Annotated in this window: 13 protein-coding genes; 6 read left to right on the forward strand and 7 right to left on the reverse strand. The window is 69.9% G+C overall.

All coding sequences use genetic code 11. From position 1 onward, the window contains the following. Window positions 1–14 precede the first annotated feature (14 nt). Genes ACFXJ8_RS05100 through ACFXJ8_RS05115 form a run of 4 tightly spaced genes read right to left on the reverse strand, consistent with a single transcriptional unit; the run spans window position 15 to window position 4,386 of the window. The gene (locus ACFXJ8_RS05100; protein ID WP_379642501.1) at window positions 15–1,250 is read right to left on the reverse strand and encodes an alpha-L-fucosidase; all 1,236 of its coding nucleotides are present in this window, start codon (window positions 1,248–1,250) and stop codon (window positions 15–17) included. A 6-nt stretch (window positions 1,251–1,256) separates the two neighbouring features. Beyond that, window positions 1,257–2,114: a carbohydrate ABC transporter permease gene (locus tag ACFXJ8_RS05105; protein ID WP_379642502.1), complete on the reverse strand. Its 858-nt coding sequence runs from the start codon at window positions 2,112–2,114 to the stop codon at window positions 1,257–1,259. After that, entirely contained in the window at window positions 2,111–3,055 is a 945-nt protein-coding gene (locus ACFXJ8_RS05110) for a carbohydrate ABC transporter permease (RefSeq protein WP_379642503.1), read from the reverse strand. Before ACFXJ8_RS05110 ends, ACFXJ8_RS05105 begins: the two co-directional genes overlap by 4 nt. Further along, on the reverse strand, window positions 3,052–4,386 hold the full coding sequence (locus tag ACFXJ8_RS05115; RefSeq protein WP_379642504.1) for an ABC transporter substrate-binding protein: 1,335 nt from the start codon (window positions 4,384–4,386) through the stop codon (window positions 3,052–3,054). Before ACFXJ8_RS05115 ends, ACFXJ8_RS05110 begins: the two co-directional genes overlap by 4 nt. 171 nt (window positions 4,387–4,557) lie before the next feature. On the opposite strand from ACFXJ8_RS05115, the gene ACFXJ8_RS05120 reads away from it, so the two are divergent. From ACFXJ8_RS05120 to ACFXJ8_RS05130, 3 genes are all read left to right on the forward strand, one after another. Then, window positions 4,558–5,568 (forward strand): hydroxyacid dehydrogenase, encoded by a 1,011-nt coding sequence (locus ACFXJ8_RS05120; RefSeq protein ID WP_379642505.1) that lies wholly within the window; start codon window positions 4,558–4,560, stop codon window positions 5,566–5,568. A gap of 189 nt (window positions 5,569–5,757) precedes the next feature. Then, the gene (locus tag ACFXJ8_RS05125; RefSeq protein WP_379642506.1) at window positions 5,758–9,018 is read left to right on the forward strand and encodes a LamG-like jellyroll fold domain-containing protein; all 3,261 of its coding nucleotides are present in this window, start codon (window positions 5,758–5,760) and stop codon (window positions 9,016–9,018) included. 32 nt (window positions 9,019–9,050) lie between these two features. Beyond that, window positions 9,051–15,284 carry an RHS repeat-associated core domain-containing protein gene (locus ACFXJ8_RS05130; RefSeq protein ID WP_379642507.1) on the forward strand — a complete coding sequence of 2,078 codons (6,234 nt, stop codon included), beginning with the start codon at window positions 9,051–9,053 and terminating at the stop codon, window positions 15,282–15,284. Window positions 15,285–15,353: 69 nt separating this feature from the next. Here the strand turns inward: ACFXJ8_RS05130 and ACFXJ8_RS05135 are convergent, their stop codons facing one another. From ACFXJ8_RS05135 to ACFXJ8_RS05145, 3 genes are read right to left on the reverse strand one after another with little or no spacing between them, the layout of a single operon-like run. Continuing rightward, window positions 15,354–16,187, reverse strand: coding sequence for a carbohydrate ABC transporter permease (locus ACFXJ8_RS05135; RefSeq protein WP_379642508.1), 834 nt, complete (start codon window positions 16,185–16,187; stop codon window positions 15,354–15,356). Beyond that, window positions 16,184–17,071, reverse strand: coding sequence for a carbohydrate ABC transporter permease (locus tag ACFXJ8_RS05140; protein WP_379642509.1), 888 nt, complete (start codon window positions 17,069–17,071; stop codon window positions 16,184–16,186). The genes ACFXJ8_RS05135 and ACFXJ8_RS05140 overlap by 4 nt, the downstream gene beginning before the upstream one ends. A gap of 2 nt (window positions 17,072–17,073) precedes the next feature. Further along, window positions 17,074–18,387, reverse strand: a complete 1,314-nt coding sequence (locus tag ACFXJ8_RS05145) for an ABC transporter substrate-binding protein (RefSeq protein WP_379642510.1) — start codon at window positions 18,385–18,387, stop codon at window positions 17,074–17,076. 194 nt (window positions 18,388–18,581) lie between these two features. Between ACFXJ8_RS05145 and ACFXJ8_RS05150 the strand changes: the two genes are divergently transcribed. Genes ACFXJ8_RS05150 through ACFXJ8_RS05160 form a run of 3 tightly spaced genes read left to right on the forward strand, consistent with a single transcriptional unit; the run spans window position 18,582 to window position 21,587 of the window. Beyond that, window positions 18,582–19,583 carry an SIS domain-containing protein gene (locus ACFXJ8_RS05150; protein ID WP_379642511.1) on the forward strand — a complete coding sequence of 334 codons (1,002 nt, stop codon included), beginning with the start codon at window positions 18,582–18,584 and terminating at the stop codon, window positions 19,581–19,583. A gap of 6 nt (window positions 19,584–19,589) precedes the next feature. Next, entirely contained in the window at window positions 19,590–20,477 is an 888-nt protein-coding gene (locus ACFXJ8_RS05155; protein WP_379642512.1) for a PfkB family carbohydrate kinase, read from the forward strand. A gap of 12 nt (window positions 20,478–20,489) precedes the next feature. Then, complete coding sequence (locus ACFXJ8_RS05160) at window positions 20,490–21,587, forward strand: LacI family DNA-binding transcriptional regulator (RefSeq protein WP_379642513.1); 1,098 nt, start codon at window positions 20,490–20,492, stop codon at window positions 21,585–21,587. The last annotated feature ends 9 nt before the right edge of the window (window positions 21,588–21,596 follow it).

Here is a 21,596-nt window from a genome sequence, read left to right on the forward strand (position 1 = left end):
GCCGTACCGGATCATCACGTGTCCAGGAACAGCTCGATGACCGGCACGGCAGTGCGGGGGCGCTGGACGGGCAGTTCGAGGGTCAGGGTGCCCGGCGGCTGGCCGCCCATCCTGGTGTTCTGCGCCGCCTGGTCCGGGTCGGTCACCACCCGCCTGATCTCCGAGGCGTCGTCGAGCAGCTGGGCGTAGCGCACACGCCCGGCCAGTCCCGGCAGGTGGACGTGGCGCGGCGGCCAGCTGAACAGGTGCAGGTACAGCCGGTCCCCGTTCTGGGTGAAGCGGCAGTCGGGGGGCGGCTCGAACGCCGAAGGACCGCACCCGCGGATCGAGCGCTCGTGAAGGTCCATCCACGCCCCGATCTCGGCCAGGATGTCCCTGGCCCGCCGATCGATCTCGCCCCTGCCGTTGGGGCCGACGTTGAGCAGCAGGTTGCCGCCCTTGGCCACGCCGTCGACCAGCATGCGGATGAGCAGTTCCGCGCTCTTGTAGTCGAGGTTGTCGCGGTCGTAGCCCCAGCTGCCGTTGAGCGTCTGGCAGGCCTCCCACACCTCGGCCAGCGCGCCGGTGGGCTGGTACTGCTCGGGCGTGACGAAGTCGCCGGGCAGGCCGGTCCTGTCGTTGACCAGGATGCCGGGCTGCAGGTCGCGGACCATCGCCAGCAGCTCGGCCGCCCCCCAGTCGTCGGCGCCCTTGCCGCCCCACCACTCCTTCCTGCCTTCGTAGGAGAAGTCGAAGAACAGGTAGTCGATCGTCCCGTAGCGGGTGAGCAGCTCGCGGACCTGCCCGTGCAGGTAGCGCCGGTAGTCGGCGATGTCGCCGCCGCCCTTGAAGTTCACCTCGTCGCGCCGGGGATGGGTGCCGTCCACCGGGAAGGACGGGTGGTGCCAGTCGATCAGGGAATGGTAGAAGCCGACCTTGAGCCCCTCGGCCCTGCACGCCTCCACGAACGGCCCGATCAGGTCCTTGCCGTACGGCGTGCCGGCCACCGTGTAGTCGGTCAGGTCGCTGTCCCACAGGCAGAACCCGTCGTGGTGCTTGGTCGTCAGCACCACGTAGCGCATGCCGGCCGCCTTGGCCGTACGTGCCCAGCCGGCCGGGTCGTAGCGGTCAGGATCGAAGTGGTCGAAGTAGACCTGGTACTCCTCGTCCGTCATCCGCTCGCGCGTCTTGACCCACTCGTGCCGTGCCGCCAGCGCGTACAGCCCCCAGTGGACGAACATTCCGAACCGATCATGGGTGAACCACGTCATGAAAAATCATCCCTTGAGTGCGCCTGAGGACAGGCCGTGCACGAACGAACGCTGGAAGAACAGGAAGACGATCACCGAGGGCAGCAGCGCGAGCAGCGAGGCCGCCATGACCACACCAGGCGTCACGATCGGGTCGATCCGCAGGGTCCGCAGGGCCAGCGGCAGCGTGTAGGACGAGGCGTCCTGCGCCACCAGCAGCGGCAGCAGGTACTGGTCCCAGATCATGGTGAAGCCGAAGACCCCGATGACCCCCAGAGCGGGCTTGCACATCGGCAGGATGATCTGCGCGAAGATCCGCAGCTCGCCCGCGCCGTCGATCCGCGCCGCCTCCTCCAGCTCGCGCGGCACGTCCTTCATGAACTCGGTCATCACCAGGATGGAGAACGCCCAGGCGCCGAGCGGCACGATCATGCCGGCGAGCGTCCCGATGAGGTTCAGGTGCACCACCGGCACGTCGGCCAGGATGATCGACAGCGGGATGGCCAGGATCTCCTCGGGCAGCATGAGTGTGGCCAGGATGGCCACGAACACCAGCGACATGAAGCGGAAGCGCTTGCGCGCCAGCGCGTAGGAGGCCAGCACGGAGACGGTGACCTGGAGCAGCAGCCCGAAGCCCACGACGAGGAAGGAGTTGAGCAGATACTTCAGCACGCCCTGGTCGACGGCGATCGCGAAGTTGTCCAGCGTGGGGCTGGAGGGCACCAGGCTCAGCTGGGTCGGGTCGGAGACGTGGTTGAAGGCGCTGACCAGCAGAGCCAGCAGCGGCCCCGCGAACACCACCAGCACCAGCGTGTAGATCACCAGCTTCGTCGCGCGGCCCGCGGGGGTCGTGCTCTCCTTGAGACCGAGAGCCGTCTCGCTCATCGGTTCTCCTTCCTTCTGAGCAGGTAGACGCAGACGGTCAGCACGAGCGTCGCGACGAACAGCAGGACGGCTCCCGCCGCGCCGACGCCCAGCCGGTTCTGCTCCAGGCCGAGCTTGTAGATCAGGGTCATGACCACCTCGGTGGAGCCGTTGGGCCCGCCGTTGGTCAGCAGGAACACCTCGGTGAAGACCCGCAGCCCGCGGATGGCGGCCAGCACGAACAGGATGGTGAAGACCGAGCGCAGGCCGGGCAGGGTCACGTGGAGGATCCGGCGCCACCGGGTGGCGCCGTCGACAGTGGCGGCCTCGTACAGGTCCCTGTTCACCCCGGCCAGCCCCGCCATGAAGATCATCATGTCGTACGGCGCGCCGCGCCAGATCCCGGTCACGATGACCGAGAGCATCGAGGTGTCCGGGTCGTTGATGAACCCGGAAGGACCGAGCCCCACGAGCCCGATCAGCGAGTTGATCATGCCGTCGCCCGTCGGGTGGTACATGATCCGCCAGAGCTCGGCGACCACCGCCATCGGCACGACGACGGGCAGGAAGGCGGCCGAGCGGATGAAGCCGAGCTTGCGGCTCTGCCCCTCCATCAGCAGAGCCAGGGCGAACCCGAGCGCCATCGAGCCGGTCGTCTGCCCCACGGCCAGCACGACGGTGTGCCAGGCCGCCTGCTGGAAGCCGTCGGAGGCGAGCATGGTGGCGTAGTTGTCGGCGCCGACCCACCTGTTGCCGAGGAAGGGCTGGACGTCCTGGAAGGACATGACCAGCGCGCTGCCCATCGGGATGAACTTGAAGAGCGCGAACAGGACGATCGCCGGGGCCAGGAACAGCCACGGGATCCACCACTTTCCGCCGCGCCCCCCGCCCAACCGACGCCGGCCTGAGGCGGCGTCGGTTGGCGCTTCGGCCGCGGCGGGCCTCATCTGGTCGACGCTCATGAGGCGGCGATGCCCTGTTCGGTCAGGATGCCGGCGAGCTTGGTGTCGAGCTTGCCGAGCTCGGCCTTGAGGTCCAGACCGCAGTCGGCCACGAGCGCGTTGATCGTCTCGGCCGAGGCCTGGCGAACCGGGGTCCAGTTCGGGATCGACGGCGCATAGTGACCGGAGGTCTGGTAGATCTCGGCGTAGGTCTTCCAGCGGGGGTCGGCGCGCACCTGGGCGATGTCGACCGTGGTGTTGACGGGCAGCTGGACGATGTAGGCCGCATCGCCCTCCATGCCGACCTTCTGGCCCTCGGCCGAGGTGGCGAAGGCGGCGAAGGCGTCCTGCGCGGCCTGGTTCGGCGAGCCGGCCATCAGGTAGACCGCGCCGCCCTCCGCCAGCACCTCGGCGCTCTTGGCGCCCTTGGGCATCGGCACGACCTCGTACTTGTCCTTGCCCAGCGACTTGTCGAAGCGCGGCATCAGGTAGGGGCCGACGACGTACATGCCGGCCTTGCCCGCCTCGAACGTCTCGTTGGTCGGCGGGGTGTCCATGGTGACCGCGCCCGGCTGGATCACCTTGTCCTTGCAGCCCAGGTCGCGGAACCACTGCATCGCGGCGACGGATTCGGGGGTGGACATCGCGGGCTTGTACTTGCCGCCGCCCGCGTCGGCCACGAAGTCGCCGCCCGCGGCCCACAGGAAGTTGGAGAAGTACCACGACGCGTAGCCGCGCTTGGTCGACAGCGGCGCCGCGAGCCCGTAGGTGTCGTTCTCGCCGTTGCCGTCGGGGTCCTTCTCGGTGAAGGCCTTGGCCATCGCCGTCAGGTCGGCCCAGCTCTGCGGCGGCTGCAGGCCCAGCTTCTCCCGCCAGTCCTTGCGGATGAGCAGGGCGGTGGCCTGCGCCGAGTACGGCATGCCGTACTGCTTGCCGTCCACGCCCTTGCCGGAGGCGAGGGCCTGCTGGGTGAGCTCCTTGGCGCTGGGGATCTTGGCCAGGTCGATCTCGCGCAGCAGGCCCTGGCTCTGCATCGTTCCCAGCTGGGTGACGTCGTTCATGACGATGTCCGGCAGGTCCCGCTGGGCGGCGCGCTGTTGCATCTTCGTCTCGAAGTCGTCGAAGATGGCTGTGACCTTGACTTTGTGGCCCGTGGCCTTCTCGAAGGCGGCCGCCAGCCTGAGCGTCCCCTGCTCGCCAGGACCGCCCGGGGTCGTCCTGGTCCACAGCTCCAGAGGGGCGGAGGCGTCCTGCTCGACGTTGCCGCCCGCCGGGCCTGAGCCGCAGCCGGTCAGCAGCAGCGCGGCGCCGAGCAGGCCCGAGCCGAGCTTGAATTTAGCATCTGTTCGCATATGTGAACGGCTCCCACTCTCTTGGACATCGCTTTCCGAGAAGCTAGCGTTGTCCTGTCCGCACGGTCAATGGTCGGATGACTCATGTCCGAAACAGGTAAGTAACAAGCGGGCTGAGCGGGATCATGCCGGGCCAGACACCCGATGACTATCGATGACCTTGGAGCATTCATGTCCGAGTTGGATTCCCGGCCCACCGCCCTGCTCGTCATGGAGGAACGGCGCCGCGGCGACGTCTATCCCCCGACGGTGGTGCAGGGCTTGGCGGAGCTGGTCCGGTGGCGCGCTCCCGCGCTGACGCGTGAACGGCTGGCCCAGGACCCGGACGTCCTGAAGGAGGTGGAGATCCTGCTGACGGGGTGGGGGGCGCCCGTCCTCGATGCCGACCTCTTGAGCCACGCGCCCCGGCTGCGCGCGGTGCTGGTCGCCGCCGGATCCGTACGGGCCACGACCACCCCGGCCTTCTGGGCCCGCGGGATCCCGATCGTCTCCGCCGCGGCCGCCAACGCGATTCCGGTGGCGGAGTTCGCGCTGGCGCAGATCCTGCTGGCGCTGAAGCAGGCCCACCGGATCTCCCGCGAGATCCGGCAGACCCGGCGCTACCCGGACGATCCGCCCGTGGCCGGGGGCTTCCGCTCCCGCGTCGGCCTGTACGGCCTGGGCGCGATCGGCCGCCTGGTCGCCGCCCACCTGCGCCGCTTCGACCTGGAGGTGCTCGCGTGCGACCCGGTCGCCGACCCCGCCGTGGCGGACGAGCTCGGCGTGCGCCTGGTGACACTGCCCGACCTCTTCGACGGCTGCTCGGTCGTCAGCCTGCACGCGCCGCTGCTGCCAGAGACGGAGGGGCTGGTGAACGGCGAGCTGATCAGCCGGTTGGCGCAGGGCGGCAGCCTGATCAACACCGCGCGCGGTGCGCTGGTGGACGAGCACTCGGCCGTGGACGTGCTGCGTCGCAGGCCCGACCTCACCGCGGTTCTCGACGTCACCTGGCCCGAGCCGCCGCAGCCTGACTCGCCGCTGTTCACCCTGCCCAACGTCGTGCTCACCGGCCATGTGGCGGGCGCCATGGGCGGTGAGCGGGCGCGCATGGGCGAACTCGTCCTGGACGAGCTGCGGCGCCTGGTCAACGGGCAGCCCCTCCGGCACGCCGTACCGGCCGACCGGGCGCACGTCCTGGCGTGACGCGGCCGACTGCCTGGCGGATATCTTCATCCGGATCTGGTCCCTGAAGAAACCTTTGAGAAGAATGACCGAAGCCCTGGACAGACAGTTGGGGCCGGGTGAAAATCCGATCGACAATCGAAGATCGTGGAGACGCCGGGCGGGTGCTCCGTCCCGCGCGTAACCCCTGCTCACCCTGGGCGAGGATGTATGCGGGTACTGCGTGGGATGCTCACGGCGACGTTGGTTCTAGCGATCTGTCCGGCGGTTTCCGCCCAGGCGGACAAGGGGCCGGAACCACCGGAGGCCGTCCAGGAACAGCCGAAGGCCGAGGAGTCCGCGGTGGCGGCGGCCCGCCGTACCGGTCAGCCCGTCGAGATCGAGTCGATGCGGACGGAGACCCGCCAGGTCTTCGCCAAGCCGGACGGCACCCTCACGCTGGAGCAGCACGTTCGCCCGTTACGCGTGCGCCGGTCCGGCGGCTGGGTCCCCGTCGACACCACCCTGCGCCGCAACCCTGACGGCACGATCAGCCCGGCCGCTGCGGCGGTCGGGCTGACGTTCTCCGGAGGCGGCAGCGCCCCGCTGGCCACGCTGTCGCGCGGTGCCAAGTCCCTGGAACTCGGCTGGCAGGGCACGCTGCCCACGCCCACGCTGCAGGGCGACACCGCCACCTACGCCGAGGTCATGCCGGGCGTGGACCTCCAGGTCACCGCGGACGTGGACGGCTTCTCCCACGTCCTGGTGGTCAAGTCGCGAGCCGCCGCGACGAGGATGACGGAGCTGACGTTCCCGCTGTCCGCCTCCGGCCTGTCGGTGAAGTCGGACAAGGCAGGCAACCTCGAGGCCGTCGACACGAACGAGGGCACGATCTTCATCGCGCCCACGCCGAAGATGTGGGACTCCAGGGGGATCACGAGCCCGCGGGCGCTCAGGGAAGGCCGCTCGCCGGAGGCCCGCGAGGCCGGCATGGGCGTGGAGCTGGCGGGCGACGAGCTGCGGCTCACGCCCGACAGGAAGATGATGACGGACCCGAAGACCCGCTTCCCCGTCTATCTGGACCCCTACTTCTCGGCCGCGCGCAACGCCTGGACGGCGGTCTGGAGCAACTGGCCCAACTCCAACTACCTCAACTCCAGCGACGTCGCCAGGGTGGGCCACGTCGAGTCGCAGAAGAACCGCTCGTTCTTCCAGATGAACACCGGCTCGACCATCCACGGCAAGCAGATCGTCAAGGCGACGCTGCGCACGTACGAGACGTGGTCGTACTCGTGCAGTGCCCGCAAGGTCGAGGCCTGGGCGACCAACCCCATCAGCAAGAGCACCACCTGGAACAACCAGCCCACCTGGGCCAGGCTGCTCTCCACGGTGAACGTGGCCAAGGGCTGGGGCTCGGCCTGCATGCCCGGCGGCGTCGAGTTCGACGTGACCTCGCAGGTCGTGGACGCCGCCGCCAAGAAGTGGCCCAACGTCACCATCGGCCTGCGCGCCACCAGCGAGACCGACGTGTACGCCTGGAAGAAGTTCAAGAACAACCCGAGCCTGGTCATCGAGTACAACTCGCTGCCCAGTGCCCCGGTGGCGGCCGACGCCTGGTCGGACCCTGGCGGCCCCTGCGTCTCCGGCGCCGGGCGGCCGATCATCAGCGCCGCCGCGCCGAAGCTGTGGGCCAAGCTGAAGGACACCGACAACTCCGTCCAGGGCCGCTTCGAGTGGTACAACGCCGCCGGGGTGAAGACGGGCGAGCACCTCACCCCCATGGGATCGACGGGCACCGCCTTCTACGCCACGATCCCGTCGAGCCTGTACGCCGACGGCGCGCTGATCCGCTGGAGGGTCCGCGCCGAGGACGGCAAGGCCACCAGCGCGTGGAGCCCCTGGTGCGAGGCCACCGTGGACACCACGGCCCCCGGCAGGGAACCGGCGATCTCCTCGCCCCAGTACGCGGAGAACGGCTGGAGCGACGGTGTCGGCCTGTCCGGTACGTTCACCTTCGCCCCGAACGGCGTCCCCGACGTCGCCGCCTACGTGTGGGGTCTCGACTCCACGCCCACGACGGAGGTCGCGCCCGGCCAGGACGGCATCGGCTCGATCGCGCTGACGCCGCGCCACGACGGCCCGAACGTGCTGTCGGTGCGCAGCAAGGACCGCGCGGGCCAGCTCGGCCCGATCCGCACCTACGTCTTCAACGTCAACGCGGGCCGGGGCCCGAGCGGCCACTGGGCGCTGGACGAGGGTCAGGGCACCGTCGCGGCCGACACGGTGAACGCCCACCCCGCGACGCTGTACGGGGCGAGCTGGACCTCCGGCAGGACCGGCACGGCGCTCAAGCTGGCCGGCGCCTACGCCCAGACCTCCGGCCCCGTCGTCGACACCAGCCGCAACTTCGCCGTCAGCGCCTGGGTACGGCTGACCGGCACGGCCGCCTCCGCCACCGCCGTCACCCAGGAGGGCGCCAGGACGGGCGCGTTCTCGCTGCAGTACGCCAAGGCCGACGACCGCTGGGCGCTGACCATGGCGGGCTCCGACGCGGACGCCGCGCCCACGGCGCGCGCCCTGTCAGCCGCCGCGCCGAGACTGAACGAGTGGACCCACCTCACCGGGGTCTACGACTCCGCGGCGGGCCGGATGTCGCTCTACGTGAACGGCAGGCTGGAGGCCACGGTCGCCGTCACGCCGCCGTGGAATGCCACCGGAGCCCTGACGATCGGCCGCGGGAAGGTCAACGGGGCGGCTGCGGACCACTGGCCGGGAGACGTCGACGAGGTGCGGGTCTACGGCCGTGCCATGTTCGCCGACGAGGTGGCCGATCTGGTCAACAGCGCCGCCACGCTGGTGGGCCACTGGAAGCTGGACGAGGAGTCCGGCGCGTCGGCCGCCGACTCCTCTGGCCGGGCGACGGCCGCGACACTGTCCGGGGCCGCCTCCTGGACGTCGGGCTGGCTGGACGGCGCGCTCGCGCTCGACGGCGTCGACGCTCACGCCCAGACGAGCGCGCCCGTGGTCGGCACGAGGACGGGCTTCACCGTCGCCGCCTGGACCCAGCTCGACTACCTGCCCACCCGTGACACCGCCGCCGTGGCCCAGCCGGGCAGCAGAGCCGCCGGATTCCAGCTCGGCTTCGACAAGGAACAGCAGCGGTGGAGCCTCGGCATGGCCGCCGCCGACACCGACACCGCCGCCCTCGTCCGCACCCGCTCCGACGCCATCCCGGTACCGATGGAGTGGACCCACCTCGCCGGCGTGTACGACCCGCTGGCCGGTCAGCTCCGCGTCTACGTCAACGGCCGCCTGTCCACCACCACCGTCACCGACCACCTGAGCGCATGGAACGCCACCGGCCCGCTGCAACTGGGCCGGACCAAGACCGCGGGCGCCTTCACCGGCTTCTGGCCGGGGACGGTGGACGACGTCCGCGTTTATGACGGCGTGTTGAGCGCCGAGCACATCGCCCAGCTAGCCGCCCAGTAACCAGCACCGCACCCCCCAACTGGGAGAGGTTCATGGACCTGCCGGATGAGTTAGAGCTGCCCGAATCCCGCTGGAATCGTTTTCCGCCGCCTGTCGAACCCGACCTTCCCGACCCCTCCTGGAACCGGTTCCAGGAGCCCAAGCGCGAGTCGCCCTGGCCGCGCAGGCTCGCGACCATGCTCCCCGTCCTGCTGCTCGTGCAGCTGGTGTACGCCGTGCCCGCCTCGGCCGCTCCTCGCTCGGCCCCGCCCGTGCAGAAGGAGACGCCGGTCAAGGGCAAGGCGGTCCCTGTCCAGCCGCCGATGGCCGATCCCGTGCAGAAGCAGGCGTGGAAAGCGCCACCTCGCGTCACCTGGCCCACACCCCAGAAGGCCGAGCTGGGCGGTGGTGCCACCACCATGGCGGCCGGCTTCCCGGTGAAGCTGGACCCAGGGCGAAAGGCCGCCGAGCCGGTGAGCGTGGAACTGCTCGACACCGACCGGCTCGGCCTGGCGATGCGCGTCTCCCCCGGCCAGGGCGTCGCGGCGGACAGGGCTGCTAAGAAGACCCGCCTGCGGATCGACTACTCGGGCTTCCGTTACGCCTACGGCGGCGACTACGGCGCCCGGCTGCGGATGGTCAAGCTGGACGCATGCGCGCTCGACGCGGCCGCCGCGAACTGCGCGCCGCCCGAGCCGGTCACGAGCGAGAACGACGCCAAGACCGGCACCCTGACCGCCGAGGTCGAGACCGGCGGCCTGTACGCGCTCACGGCCGCCGCCTCCGGCCAGTCCGGCGACCACTCGGCCACCTCGCTGTCCCCCTCCGCCGACTGGAGCGTGGGCACCCAGACGGGCGACTTCACCTGGGGATACGACATGCGCACGCCGCCCGCGCTGGGTGGCGACGAGCCGGAGATCTCGCTGGCCTACTCCTCGCAGAGCCTGGACGGCCGCACCGCCTCCACCAACAACCAGGCGTCATGGGCCGGTGACGGCTTCGAGGTCAACCCCGGCGGCTACATCGAGCGCCGCTACAAGTCCTGCATGATCGACGGAAAGAAGACCGGCGACCTGTGCTGGGACCAGGACAACGCCACCCTGGCGCTCGGCGGCTCCGCCGTCGAGCTGGTCAAGGACGCCACGACCAAGCAGTGGCGGCCCAAGCGCGACGACGGCACCCGCATCGAGTACCTCACCGGGGCCGTCAACGGCGACAACAACGGTGAGTACTGGCGCGTCACCACCGCCGACGGCACGCAGTACACCTTCGGCCTCAACCACCTGCCCGGCTGGGCGAGCGGCAAGCCGGAGACCAGGTCGGTCCAGACGGTGCCGGTGTTCGGCAACAACAGCGGCGAGCCCTGCTACTCCAGCACCCCGGCCAACGCCTGGTGCCAGCAGGCCTACCGGTGGAACCTCGACTACGCCGTGGACACCCACGGGAACGCGACCACGTACTGGTACGAGCGCGAGACCAACCACTACGGCCGCAACTCCAAGCCCGAGCTGGGCACTCCGTACGTACGCGGCGCCTACCTGACCCGCATCGACTACGGCTACCTGCGCGACCAGTTGTTCACCACGGCCCCTGCGGCCCGCGTGCTGTTCGAGGTGGCCGAGCGCTGCCTGCCCAGCGGCACCGTCACCTGCGCCCCCGACCAGCTCAAGAAGGAGACCGCCAGCCACTGGCCAGACGTCCCGTTCGACCAGATCTGCGACTCCGGCGTGAAGTGCGTCGACCGCACGACGCCGACGTTCTTCACCCGCAAGCGGCTGACCAAGGTCACCACCCAGGTCCGCAACGGCTCCGGCCAGTACTCCGCGGTGGACTCGTGGGCGCTGACCCACCAGTTCCCCGCCACGGGTGACGGCCTCAGCCCGTCACTGTGGCTGGCCTCTGTGCAACAGACCGGCCACGTCGGCGGCACGATCACGCTGCCGAAGACCACGTTCATCGGCGTCCAGCTCCCCAACCGGGTGGACGCCACCGAGGGCCGCGCCCCGCTGGTCAAGTGGCGCGTCCAGTCGGTCGACAACGGCACCGGCGGCGAGCTGCGCGTCAACTACGCCCCCGCCGAGTGCCAGCCCGGCCAGCTGCCGGCGGCCGACAAGAACGCCAAGCGGTGCTTCCCGCAGCGCTGGACGCCGCAGAACGAGACCGAGGTCACCGACTGGTTCCACAAGTACGTGGTGTCGCAGACAGTGGAGGTGGACCGCGTCGCGGCCTCCCCCAACGTGGTCACCAGCTACGAGTACCTGGACGGCACCGCCTGGCACTACGCCGACAACATCCTCGTCAAGCCCGAGCACCGCACGTGGTCGGACTTCCGCGGGTTCGGCCGGGTACGGGTGCGCGAGGGCGACGGGCAGGACACCAGGCGCACGCTCACCGAGTTCCGGTACTTCCGCGGCATGCACGGCGACAAGCTGGCCGACGGGTCCAAGCGCAGCGTGCAGGTGGAGGACTCCGAGGGCGGCAAACTGGACGACCTCGACCAGTACTCGAGCCTCGAGCGCGAGGAGATCCTGTACGACGGCGACGGCGGGGCCATCCTGAGGGCGTCCGCCGAGCAACCGTGGTCGGTGAAGACCGCGGAGTCCACGCAGGGCGGCGTCACCAAGGCCGCGTACGTGGTCGAGGCCAAGTCCATGGTCACCCGTACCGCGCTGCCCGGAGGCAACTGGCGGCGGACCGGGGAGGAGCGCTCGTACGACAGCAAGGGTCTGCTCCTCCAGGTGGAGGAGAAGGGCGACCTGGCCTCGCCCGACGACGACCAGTGCACCCGCTACACCTACGCCCGCGACGACGCGAGCTGGATGCTCGACTACCCCAGCCGCGTCCAGAAGGTCGCCGCGGGCTGCGGCACCGCCGTGGCCTCGCTCGCCGCCGGTGAGGTGATCTCCGACGAGAAGGTCCACTACGACGGCAAGGCGTACGGCCAGGCGCCGAGCAAGGGCGATGTGACCTCGGTCCAGCAACTCGCCGCCGAGGACGGCGCGACGATCACCGACAGCGCCCACACCTACGACGTGTACGGCCGCGAGACCAGCGAGACCGACGCGGTCGGCACCAGGACCGTGACCGCCTACAGCCCGGCCACCGGTGTTTTGCCGTCGGAGGTCACCGAGACCAACCCGCTCGGCCACGTCAACCGGACGATCCTCGAACCGGCATGGGGCGAGCCCGTCGCCGAGGTCGACGCCAACAACCGCCGCGTCGACCTGGAGTACGACGCGCTCGGCCGCCTGACCAAGGTCTGGCAGGCCGACCGCAGCAAGGCGGCAGGACAGTCGCCCAGCACCGAGTACTCCTACGTCATGCGCGCCGACGGGCCCAGCGCCGTCACCACGAAGACGCTGCGCGCCGACGGCGGCCACACCGCCAGCCACGAGCTGTACGACGGCCTGACGCGCGAGCGCCAGACCCAGGAACCCGCGCCAAGGGACGACCAGACGCAGGACCCCGCGCTGCGTGACGGCCGCACGATCACCGACACCTTCTACAACTCCCTGGGCGAGCAGTCCAAGGCCAACACCGGCTACTTCGCCACCGGCACGCCGTCCACCGACCTACTGGCGGTGGCCGACACCGACGTGCCCACGCAGGTCGTGTCCGTCTTCGACGGCGTCGGCGACGTCAACGCCCAGATCCTCAAGGCGAAGGGCGTGGAGAAGTACCGGGTCTCCTCCAGGCAGGAGGGCGACAGGATCCACCTGACGCCGCCCCCAGGCGGCACCGCGACCACCCGCATCGGTGACGCCGAGGACCGCCTGATCGAGCTGCGCCAGTACAAGGGCGCGACCCCGACCGGCGCGTACGAGTCCACCAGGTACGCCTACGACCACGCCGGACGGCTGTCCACGGTGACCGACTCGGCTGGCAACGTGTGGCGCCACCACTACGACGTGCGCGGCCGGGAGATCAAGACCGAGGACCCGGACAAGGGCGTCACGACGATGACGTACAACGACGCCGACGAACTGGTCAGTACCACCGACGCGCGCGGCAGGACCCTGTGGTACGGCTACGACGAGCTGGGCCGCAAGAAGGAGCAGCGCGAGAACTCCGCGACCGGCCCGCTGCTGGCCGAGTGGAAGTACGACGCCCTGGCCAAGGGTCACCTGAACGCCGCCATCCGGTACGTGGGCGGGCAGGCGTACAAGGCGGAGATCAACGCCATCGACGCCGACTACCGCCCGCTGCGCGAGAGCGTCACCATCCCCGAGCGGGAGGGCAAGCTGGCGGGCTCGTACGTCCTCAACACCCGCTACACGCTCGACGACCAGGTCCAGTCCGTCAGCTTCCCGGCCGCCGGCGGCCTGGAGGCGGAGTCGGTCGTCTACACCTACGACGAGCTGGCACAGCCGACCAAGGTCACCGGCCTGTCGACGTACGTCACCGCGGCCCGCTACTCCAAGCTGGGCGAGACCCTGCAGTACGAGCTGGGCACCGGAGGCAAGAAGACCTGGCTCACCTACACCCACGACGAGTCCACCCGCAGGCTGACCGGCATGCGGCTGGACCGGCAGGGCGCCACGGCGACCGACCTCGACGTCGGCTACACCTACGACGCGGCCGGCAACATCACCAGGATCGCCGACAAGGGGGCGAGCGGCCAGGACACGCAGTGCTTCGCCTACGACCACCTGCGCCGCCTGACCTCGGCCTGGACGGGCACCGACGACTGCGCGAGCGGAACCCCCCAGTCGGACAAGATCGGCGGCGCGGCGCCGTACGCGGTCAGCTACGCCTACGACTCCACCGGCAACCGGACCAAGGAGACCAGGCACGCCTGGGGCGGCGCGGGCGAGATGGTCCGCTCCTTCACCTACCCGCCGGCGGGCGGCAAGCAGCCGCACGCGCTGCAGGCCGTCGGCGCGGACCTGTTCGAGTACGACGCCGCGGGCAACACCACCAGGCGCAAGGTCGGCGCCGCCGACCAGAGCCTGGTCTGGGACGCCGAGGGCAACCTGGAGTCGGTGACGGAGGCGGGCAAGACGACGTCCTTCGTGTACGACGCGGACGGCGGCCGGCTGATCCGGAAGACGCCGACCGACGCCACGCTCTACATCGACGACATGGAATTGCGCTTCGACTTCGCCAAGGACGCCGTCGAGCAGACCCGCTACTACACCATCGGCGACCAGCCCATCGCGATGCGCGCGCCGGACAACCAGGTCTACCTGCTGGCCAACGACCACCAGGGCACCGCGCAGGCCGCGGTGAACGCCGGGACCGGTGAGCTGGCCGTACGGAGGACGACTCCGTTCGGTGAGAACCGGGGCTCGCCACCGCCGTGGTGGCCGGGGCAGCGCGGGTTCGTCGGAGGCACGCAGGACGCGACGACGGGGCTGGTCCACCTCGGCGCCCGCGAGTACGACCCCGCCAACGGCCGCTTCCTGTCGGTGGACCCGATCATCGACGATGTGGATCCGCAGCAGCTCAATGCCTACGCCTACGCCAACAACAGCCCCGTCACCATGAGTGACCCCGACGGGCAGTTGTTCTGGTTCGCGGTCGGCATCGGCGTGCGGATCGGGGCCCGCTACCTCGCCAAGAAACTGGCCCAGCGCGCCCTCAGGCGTGAGGCGATCCGTCGCGCCAGGGAGGCGGCCAGGAAGCGCGCCTTGGAGGAGGCCAGGAAGCGCGCCTTGGAGGAGGCCAAGAAACGGGCCAGGGAGGAGGCCAAGAAGCGGGCCCTCGCCGAGGCGAAGAAGCGGCGGCTGGCGGCGGCCAGGAAGAAGGCGGCCGAGGCGGCCAGGAAGGCGCGGGAGGCCGTGGCGAGACGACGGGCGGCGATGGCTGCCAGGAAAGCGGCGAGGAAGGCGGGTCGCGAGGCGGCGGCCAAGCGGCGGATGGCGCAGGCCGCCCAGAGGCGCAACCGCCAGGCCGGCAGGCTCCCCAGGGGTATCCAGCACGCGCGCTCGCGCCCGGCGAGCAGGCCCACCAGCCACCGGGCGACGCAGCGGCAGTCGCCGCCCAAGGCCAACCGGCAGCCGGCGCAGCCACGGCCGAGCCAGGTCTACCGGAACGACGGCTCGGTCCAGCCGACCCAGTCCTACACCGTCTACGGCAACGGCCGGATGTATCCGCAGGGCAGGCCGCCGTCGAACCTGCCGCGGCGCGGCGGCTCAGGTCAGGGTGAGAAGCAGATCTTCAAACCGGAGAAGGTCGAACTCGGGCCGAACAGGAGGGGCGCGACCGCCGAACTCGGCGCCCGCGGCCAGAAGATCGCCGACAACTTCATCGACCTGTTCGACACCTGGTTCGGCGGACTGGGCTGAGCACTGACCCGCTGAGCACGGACCGGCGCGGGGCCTTCGTGGTCCCGCGCCGGTCCGCGCCGCTCGCCTTCATTTGCCGATGCCGTCCGCGAGGCCCTTGACGATGTAGCGCTGGCCGAAGAAGAACAGCAGCACCACGGGCAGCGCGGCGATCACCATCCCCGCGAACACGACCGGGTAGTCGGTGCCGTGCTTGCTCATCAGGCTGGTCAGCCCGACCGGCAGGGTCTGCACGCCGCTGCCGCTGGTGAACACCATCGCGAAGAGGTACTCGTTCCACGCGAACAGGACGTGCAGCATGACCGTCGAGGTGATGATCGGCTTGCTCATGGGCAGGATGACCCGCCAGAACGCGGTCCAGCGGCCCGCGCCGTCCATCTTCGCGGCCTCGTCCACCTCGCGCGGGAGATCGATCATGTAGGCGCGGATCAGGAAGGTGGTGAACGGTATACGGAAGGCGGTGTACAGGATGAGGAGCGCCCAGAAGCTGTTGTACAGCCCCATCGCCTGGAACATCTTCACCAGCGGCACGAGCGCGACGGTGGGCGCCAGCATGAGCCCGCCGAGGATCACCCCGGTGACCGCCTTGTTGAAGGGGATGTCGACGCGGGTCAGGCCGTAGGCGGCCCACGCGCTGACGAACACGGTGGCGACGGTCGAGGTGACGGTGACCAGCACACTGGTGGTCAGGTAGCCGTCGACCCCTCTGTTCCACGCCTGCTGGTAGTTCGAGAAGCTCCAGTCGACGGGCAGCGCGAACGGGTCGCCGAACAGCTCGGCGTTGGTCTTGAACCCGTTGAGCACCATCCACAGCAGGGGATAGATCACGACGACCGCGAGGGCGAGCAGGAAGGCCCACATGAACACCCGCGCGATCACACCGAGAAAGCTCAGCCGCCTCACCACTCCACCCTTCTCCTGCGCGTGAACCACAGCTGCGCCATGGCGATGCCGAGCGTGATCACGAAGATCAGCGTGGCGATGGCGGCGGCGTAACCGAAGTTGTTGCGCACGAAGCCGCTGCGGTAGAGCCAGGTGCCCATGACCTGGGTCGAGTTGTTCGGGCCGCCGCTGGTCATGACCATGACCTCGTTGAACACCTGGAACGCCCCCGAGATGGTCACCATCGTCATGAGCCCGGTCATCTCGCGGACCAGAGGCACCGTCACGTGCGTGAAGCGGCGGATCGGCCCCGTGCCGTCGATGGCGGCCGCGCCGTACAGCTCGGCCGGAATGCGCTGGATGGCGACGGCGAACAGCAGCGTGCAGTACCCGAAGCCCTGCCACTGGCTCATCGCGATGACGGCGAGCATCGCCGTGCTCTCCTGTCCGAGCCACGAGTGGTCGAACTGCCCCAGCCCCACCGCCTGCAGCGCGTGGTTGAGCGGGCCCAGGCTCGGCTCGTAGATGAAGTAGAACAGCAGGCCCGCCACGGTCAGCGAGATCGCCGAGGGGATGAAGTAGATCGCCCGCAGGCCGCGCCGCCACCTCTCGCTGCGGATGCTCTCGATGAGCGCGGCCAGCAGGAGCGCACCGAACACCTGGAACACGATCGAGATCACCGCGTACAGCAGGTTGTTGCCGAACGACGACCAGAAGACCGGGTCGTCGATCAGCTTGCGGTAGTTGTCGAGGCCGACGTACTCCTGGCTGCCGCTGTAGATGTCCCACTTGAGCGTGCTGAACCCGATGTTCTGCACGAGCGGCAGGTAGACGAACACCCCGACCAGCACGAGGGCCGGGGCGACCCACGCGAGCCCGACCGCCCGGCGAGTGATGGCGCGCACGGCTACTGGGCCGACCGGGAGGCCTGGCGCACGCTCTCGAGCACCTGCTCGGGAGACTGACCGCCGCTGATGAGGGCCTCGCCGCCGGCCAGCCAGGCGTCGGCGACCTCGGGAACGGTGACCATGTCGAGCCAGCTCGCCAGCTTCGGCGCGGCGTTGACCAGCTCGATGCCCTCGAACACGGCCTTGCTCGACGTCTCGGGCGTGACGGCGCCGACGACCGTGCTGGGCTGGCCGTACGGCGGAGCGGAGAGGGTCTTGGCGTTCTCGGGCGCGGTCACGAACTTCATGAAGTCGACGGCGAGCGCGGCGCGCGGCGACCTGGCGTTGACCAGGTACCCTTCGGGCGCTCCCTCGATGACCTCGGGGTTGCCCGCGGCGCCCGAGGGGACGGGGAGCGGGAAGATGCCGAAGTCCTTGGCGGCGAGCCCCCGGCCGGCGGTCGTGCTGTCGAACTCCAGGATCTCCTGGTAGTACATGGCGGCCTTGCCGTTGGCGAACGCCTCCTGCGCCGAGGTGTACAGCACGCCGTTGGTCCCGCTGCCGGTGTCGGTGCAGTCGGAGACGAGGGTCTTGAACTGCTTGAGCGCGGCGAGGTAGCCGGGGTGGTCGAGCTTGGCGGTGGCGGGCCGGACGTCGGCTTCACGGGCCTGGTCGGGCACGTCGTAGGCGAACAGTTGCTGCAGGTAGTGCAGCGCGGGCCAGCCGTCCTTGTTGCCGAACGCGATCGGCTCGAAGCCGGCCTTGCGCAGCGCCTGGCAGCTGCCGATGAGCTCCTCGAACGTGGTGGGCACCGTGACGCCCGCCTTGGCGAAGGCGGCCTTGTTGTAGCCCATGAACTTGCCGTTGTTGTAGAGCGGGATGCCGTAGTACTTGCCGTCGTAGGCGAACGCCGACAGCGAGGCCCGGCTGAAGGTGCGGCCCCACTCGGTGTCGGGCCCGATCACCTTCGTCAGGTCGGCGGCCCTGCCGCCGCGCACGAAGTTCTCCGCCCAGTTGCCGGTCCAGGTGAAGTAGATGTCGGGCAGCGCGTCGGAGGCGGTCAGGGTCTTGGTCTTGTCCTTGATGCTCTGGTCGGTCTCCTGGATGAGCTCTACCTTCACACCGGGGTGCTGCTTTTCGTAGGCGGCGGCGAGTTTCTCGAAGTACGGGCTCAGCGGATCGCCCGCGAACTTGGTGAGGACGCTGAGCGTGCCAGTGAACTCCGCTTTCGCGGCCACATCGGCTGCCGGTGCCTGCGCCGTACCGCCTGAGCAGCCGGTGAGGGCGAGCGACCCGGCCAGTACGGCCAGCGTCGTCAATGGGCGAGGACGCATGGGCTTCCTTTCTCTCGAAGTGCCTCGGATCCCCGTGGTGAGGGCCGACTGTACAGCGGATCTGATACCGGTACCAGAGGGGAGACGGAAAGATCTCCCTTGCATACATGGTTGACGAAGCCGGTTCTGCTATGCCAGCTTGATGGCCATGTGATACCGGTATCAGACCGGATCGCGCCAGAAAGGACTCCACCATGCTCGGCTTCGACGAGCCCCAGTTCCTCTCACAGCTGGCCAGCGCGGTCGCGCTGCGCCCCCAGATCGAGGAGGTCGCCGACCGCCTCGTGGAGGAGGGGTTCGACCACCTCCTCCTGGTCGGCGCCGGCGGCACCTACGCGCAGATGTGGCCCTACGAGCACCTGGCCAGGCGTTCCTCCCGCCTGGCCGTACGCTCGGTGATCGCGGCCGAACTGGTCGCCTCGGGCGACGCGAGCCTCGGCGAGCGCACCGCGGCGGTGTTCACCTCGGTGACGGGCACGACCGACGACAGCGTCCGCGCCATCGAGTACTGCAAGGCCAAGGGTGCCTACACGATCGGCTTCACCGGCTATCCCGACTCGCCCGTCGCCGCCAAGGTCGACGTCGCGCTGATCTCCGAGCCGAAGACCTGGCCCTTCGACCCCCAGATGCTGCTGTTCATGGGCCGCCTGCTGTCACGCAGGGGCGAGTTCGACGGTTACGAGAAGCTCGCCGACGAGCTCGCGGGCATCCCCGGCATCCTGCTCCAGGTGGCCAAGCAGGCCGAGCCCGCCGCCGCCGCCTTCGCCGAGGCGCACCAGGACACCGACTACCACTTCCTCGTCGGCGGCGGGAACCTCTGGGGCTTCACCTACCTCTACTCGATGTGCATCCTCGAGGAGATGCAGTGGCTGCGCACCACGCGCGTGCACAGCGCCGAGTTCTTCCACGGCTCGCTCGAACTGCTCGAACAGGACACCAGCGTGATCGTCTTCCAGGGCGAAGACGAGACGCGCGCCCTCACCGACCGCGTCGAGACCTTCGCCAGGCGCATCTCGAAGGACGTCACCGTCTTCGACACCCGCGACTACCCGCTCGACGGCATCAGCCCCGAGTTCCGCGGCCTGCTCGCGCCGCTCGTCCTCGACACCGTGATGGGCAGGGTCAGCAAGCACCTGGAGCGGGTCCGCGACCACTCGCTCGACCTGCGCCGCTACTACCGCGTCATGGACTACTGAGCCTTCATGAGAGTTCTCGGCTTCGGCGACAACATCGTCGACCGGTTCGTCGACCGCGGCACCGACTATCCGGGCGGCAACAGCGTGAACGTCGCCGTCTACGCCGACCGCCTCGGCGTCGAAGCCGCCTACCTGGGGGTCTTCGGCGACGACGACCTCGGCGGCTTCCTCCGCGAGTCGATCGCCGCGCAGGGCGTCGCCGTCGACCGCTGCGTCGTACGGGAGGGCGAGACGGGGGTGTCCACCCTGCGGGTCGACGACGGCGACCGGGTCTTCCTCGGCTGGAACGGCGGCGGCGTCACGGTGCGCGAGCCGCTCGCGCTCGACGGCGAACTGCTCGACTACGCCTCGTCCTTCGACCTGGTCCACTCCAGCGTCTACTCGCGCAGCGAGAGCGAGCTGCCCAAGCTCGACACGCTCGTGAGCTACGACCTGTCCAGCGAGGAGGACTACCGCAGCCCCTCCTACCTCGACCGCGTCTGCCCGCACGCCGACCTGGTGCTGCTCTCGTGCTCCCACCTCGACGAGGCCGCCACGCGCGCGCTGCTCGCCGATGCCGTACGGCGGGGCGCGGGCCTGGCGCTGGCCACCCGCGGCGTGGAGGGAGCGATCGCCCACGACGGCCGCGTGACCGTCGCGGCCCCCGCCCGCCCCGTCGCGCAGGACCGGGTCGTCGACACCATGGGCTGCGGCGACGCCTTCCTGGCCGGCTTCGCCGTCTCCCTGCTGCGCGGCGGGTGGGCGGCCGGCCGGCGGCCATCGGCAAGCCTCATCGAGCGGGCCCTCCACGACGGCGCCGACAGCGCCTACGAGCAGTGCTTCGTCGACGGCGCGTTCGGCCGCGGCCGGCCGGCCGTCGCTAGCATGTGGGCAGGCTCCGAACGCGAGAAATGAGGGACGCCATCCATGCCAGCTGACCGGGGCCGCGCGGCGGGACCGCCGACGATCTCCGAGGTGGCCGCCGAGGCCGGTGTCGGCCGCGCCACCGCCGCCAGGACACTCGGCGGGTACGGATACGTCAGCCCCGAGTTGCGGGAGCGGGTGCTGGCCGCCGCGGAGAAACTCGGCTACCGGGCCAACGCGCTGGCGCGCAGCATGTCGACCGGCGTCAGCCACACCCTCGGGGTGATCGTCGCCGACATCGGCAACCCGTTCTTCGCCGGCGTGGTGCGCGGGATCTCCGACACCTCCCGGGCGAGGGGCTTCGACACGATCGTGCTGAGCACGTACGAGAACCTCGACGAGGAGGTCGCGGCGACGAACGTGCTCATCGACAAGCGCGTCGACGGCTTCATCGTCGCCTCCGCCGCCGTCGGCAAGGGCGAGGTCGCCCACATCAGGGCGGCGGCCGAGCGCGGCATCCCCGTCGTCCTCGTGGACCGCGCGGTCGCCGCGCTCGACCTGGACGCCGTCGTCATCGACAACCGCGAGGCGGCCAGGGAGGCGGTCGAGACGCTGATCGCGGCGGGCCACCGCAGGATCGGGTTCGTGTGGGGCCCGCCCGCGCCCGAAGCCCCCGCGACCAGGCGCGCCCTGCTCGCGCAGGCGTCGCGCAACCTGTGGACCGACGGCGAACGGCTGCGCGGCTACCTCGACGCGCTCGACGACGCCCGCATCCCCTTCGATCCCGAGCTGGTGATGGTCGGACGCAAGACCGAGGAGCGGGTGACGGAGGAGGTCACCCGCATGCTCGCCCTTCCCGACCGCATCACCGCGGTCTTCTGCACCGAGACGGACGCGGTGACCGGGGCGCTGCGGGCGCTGCGAACGGCAGGGCTGGCCTGCCCGCGGGACGTGGCGTTGATCGGGTTCGACGACAGCTCGTGGGCGGCGGTCATGGAGCCGCCGCTGACGATGATCGAGCAGCCGGTGCACGAACTGGGGGCGAAGGCGGCGCAGGTGCTGTTGGACACGATCGGCGGCGCCGAGCCGCGCGGCGAGATGCACACGCTCAAGTCGCGGCTGATCGTCCGCTCCTCGGTCGCCGCGCCACCGGCGTCCTGAGCGGCGGCG

The organism is Nonomuraea sp. NPDC059194, from assembly GCF_042754765.1.
Lineage (GTDB): Bacteria > Actinomycetota > Actinomycetes > Streptosporangiales > Streptosporangiaceae > Nonomuraea.

Excerpts from the sequence above, each read along its gene's own strand:
- ACFXJ8_RS05100 (WP_379642501.1), bottom strand. The coding sequence starts at position 1,250 with ATGACGTGGTTCACCCATGATCGGTTCGGAATGTTCGTCCACTGGGGG.
- ACFXJ8_RS05105 (WP_379642502.1), bottom strand. The coding sequence starts at position 2,114 with ATGAGCGAGACGGCTCTCGGTCTCAAGGAGAGCACGACCCCCGCGGGC.
- ACFXJ8_RS05110 (WP_379642503.1), bottom strand. The coding sequence starts at position 3,055 with ATGAGCGTCGACCAGATGAGGCCCGCCGCGGCCGAAGCGCCAACCGAC.
- ACFXJ8_RS05115 (WP_379642504.1), bottom strand. The coding sequence starts at position 4,386 with ATGCGAACAGATGCTAAATTCAAGCTCGGCTCGGGCCTGCTCGGCGCC.
- ACFXJ8_RS05120 (WP_379642505.1), top strand. The coding sequence starts at position 4,558 with ATGTCCGAGTTGGATTCCCGGCCCACCGCCCTGCTCGTCATGGAGGAA.
- ACFXJ8_RS05125 (WP_379642506.1), top strand. The coding sequence starts at position 5,758 with ATGCGGGTACTGCGTGGGATGCTCACGGCGACGTTGGTTCTAGCGATC.
- ACFXJ8_RS05130 (WP_379642507.1), top strand. The coding sequence starts at position 9,051 with ATGGACCTGCCGGATGAGTTAGAGCTGCCCGAATCCCGCTGGAATCGT.
- ACFXJ8_RS05145 (WP_379642510.1), bottom strand. The coding sequence starts at position 18,387 with ATGCGTCCTCGCCCATTGACGACGCTGGCCGTACTGGCCGGGTCGCTC.
- ACFXJ8_RS05150 (WP_379642511.1), top strand. The coding sequence starts at position 18,582 with ATGCTCGGCTTCGACGAGCCCCAGTTCCTCTCACAGCTGGCCAGCGCG.
- ACFXJ8_RS05155 (WP_379642512.1), top strand. The coding sequence starts at position 19,590 with ATGAGAGTTCTCGGCTTCGGCGACAACATCGTCGACCGGTTCGTCGAC.
- ACFXJ8_RS05160 (WP_379642513.1), top strand. The coding sequence starts at position 20,490 with ATGCCAGCTGACCGGGGCCGCGCGGCGGGACCGCCGACGATCTCCGAG.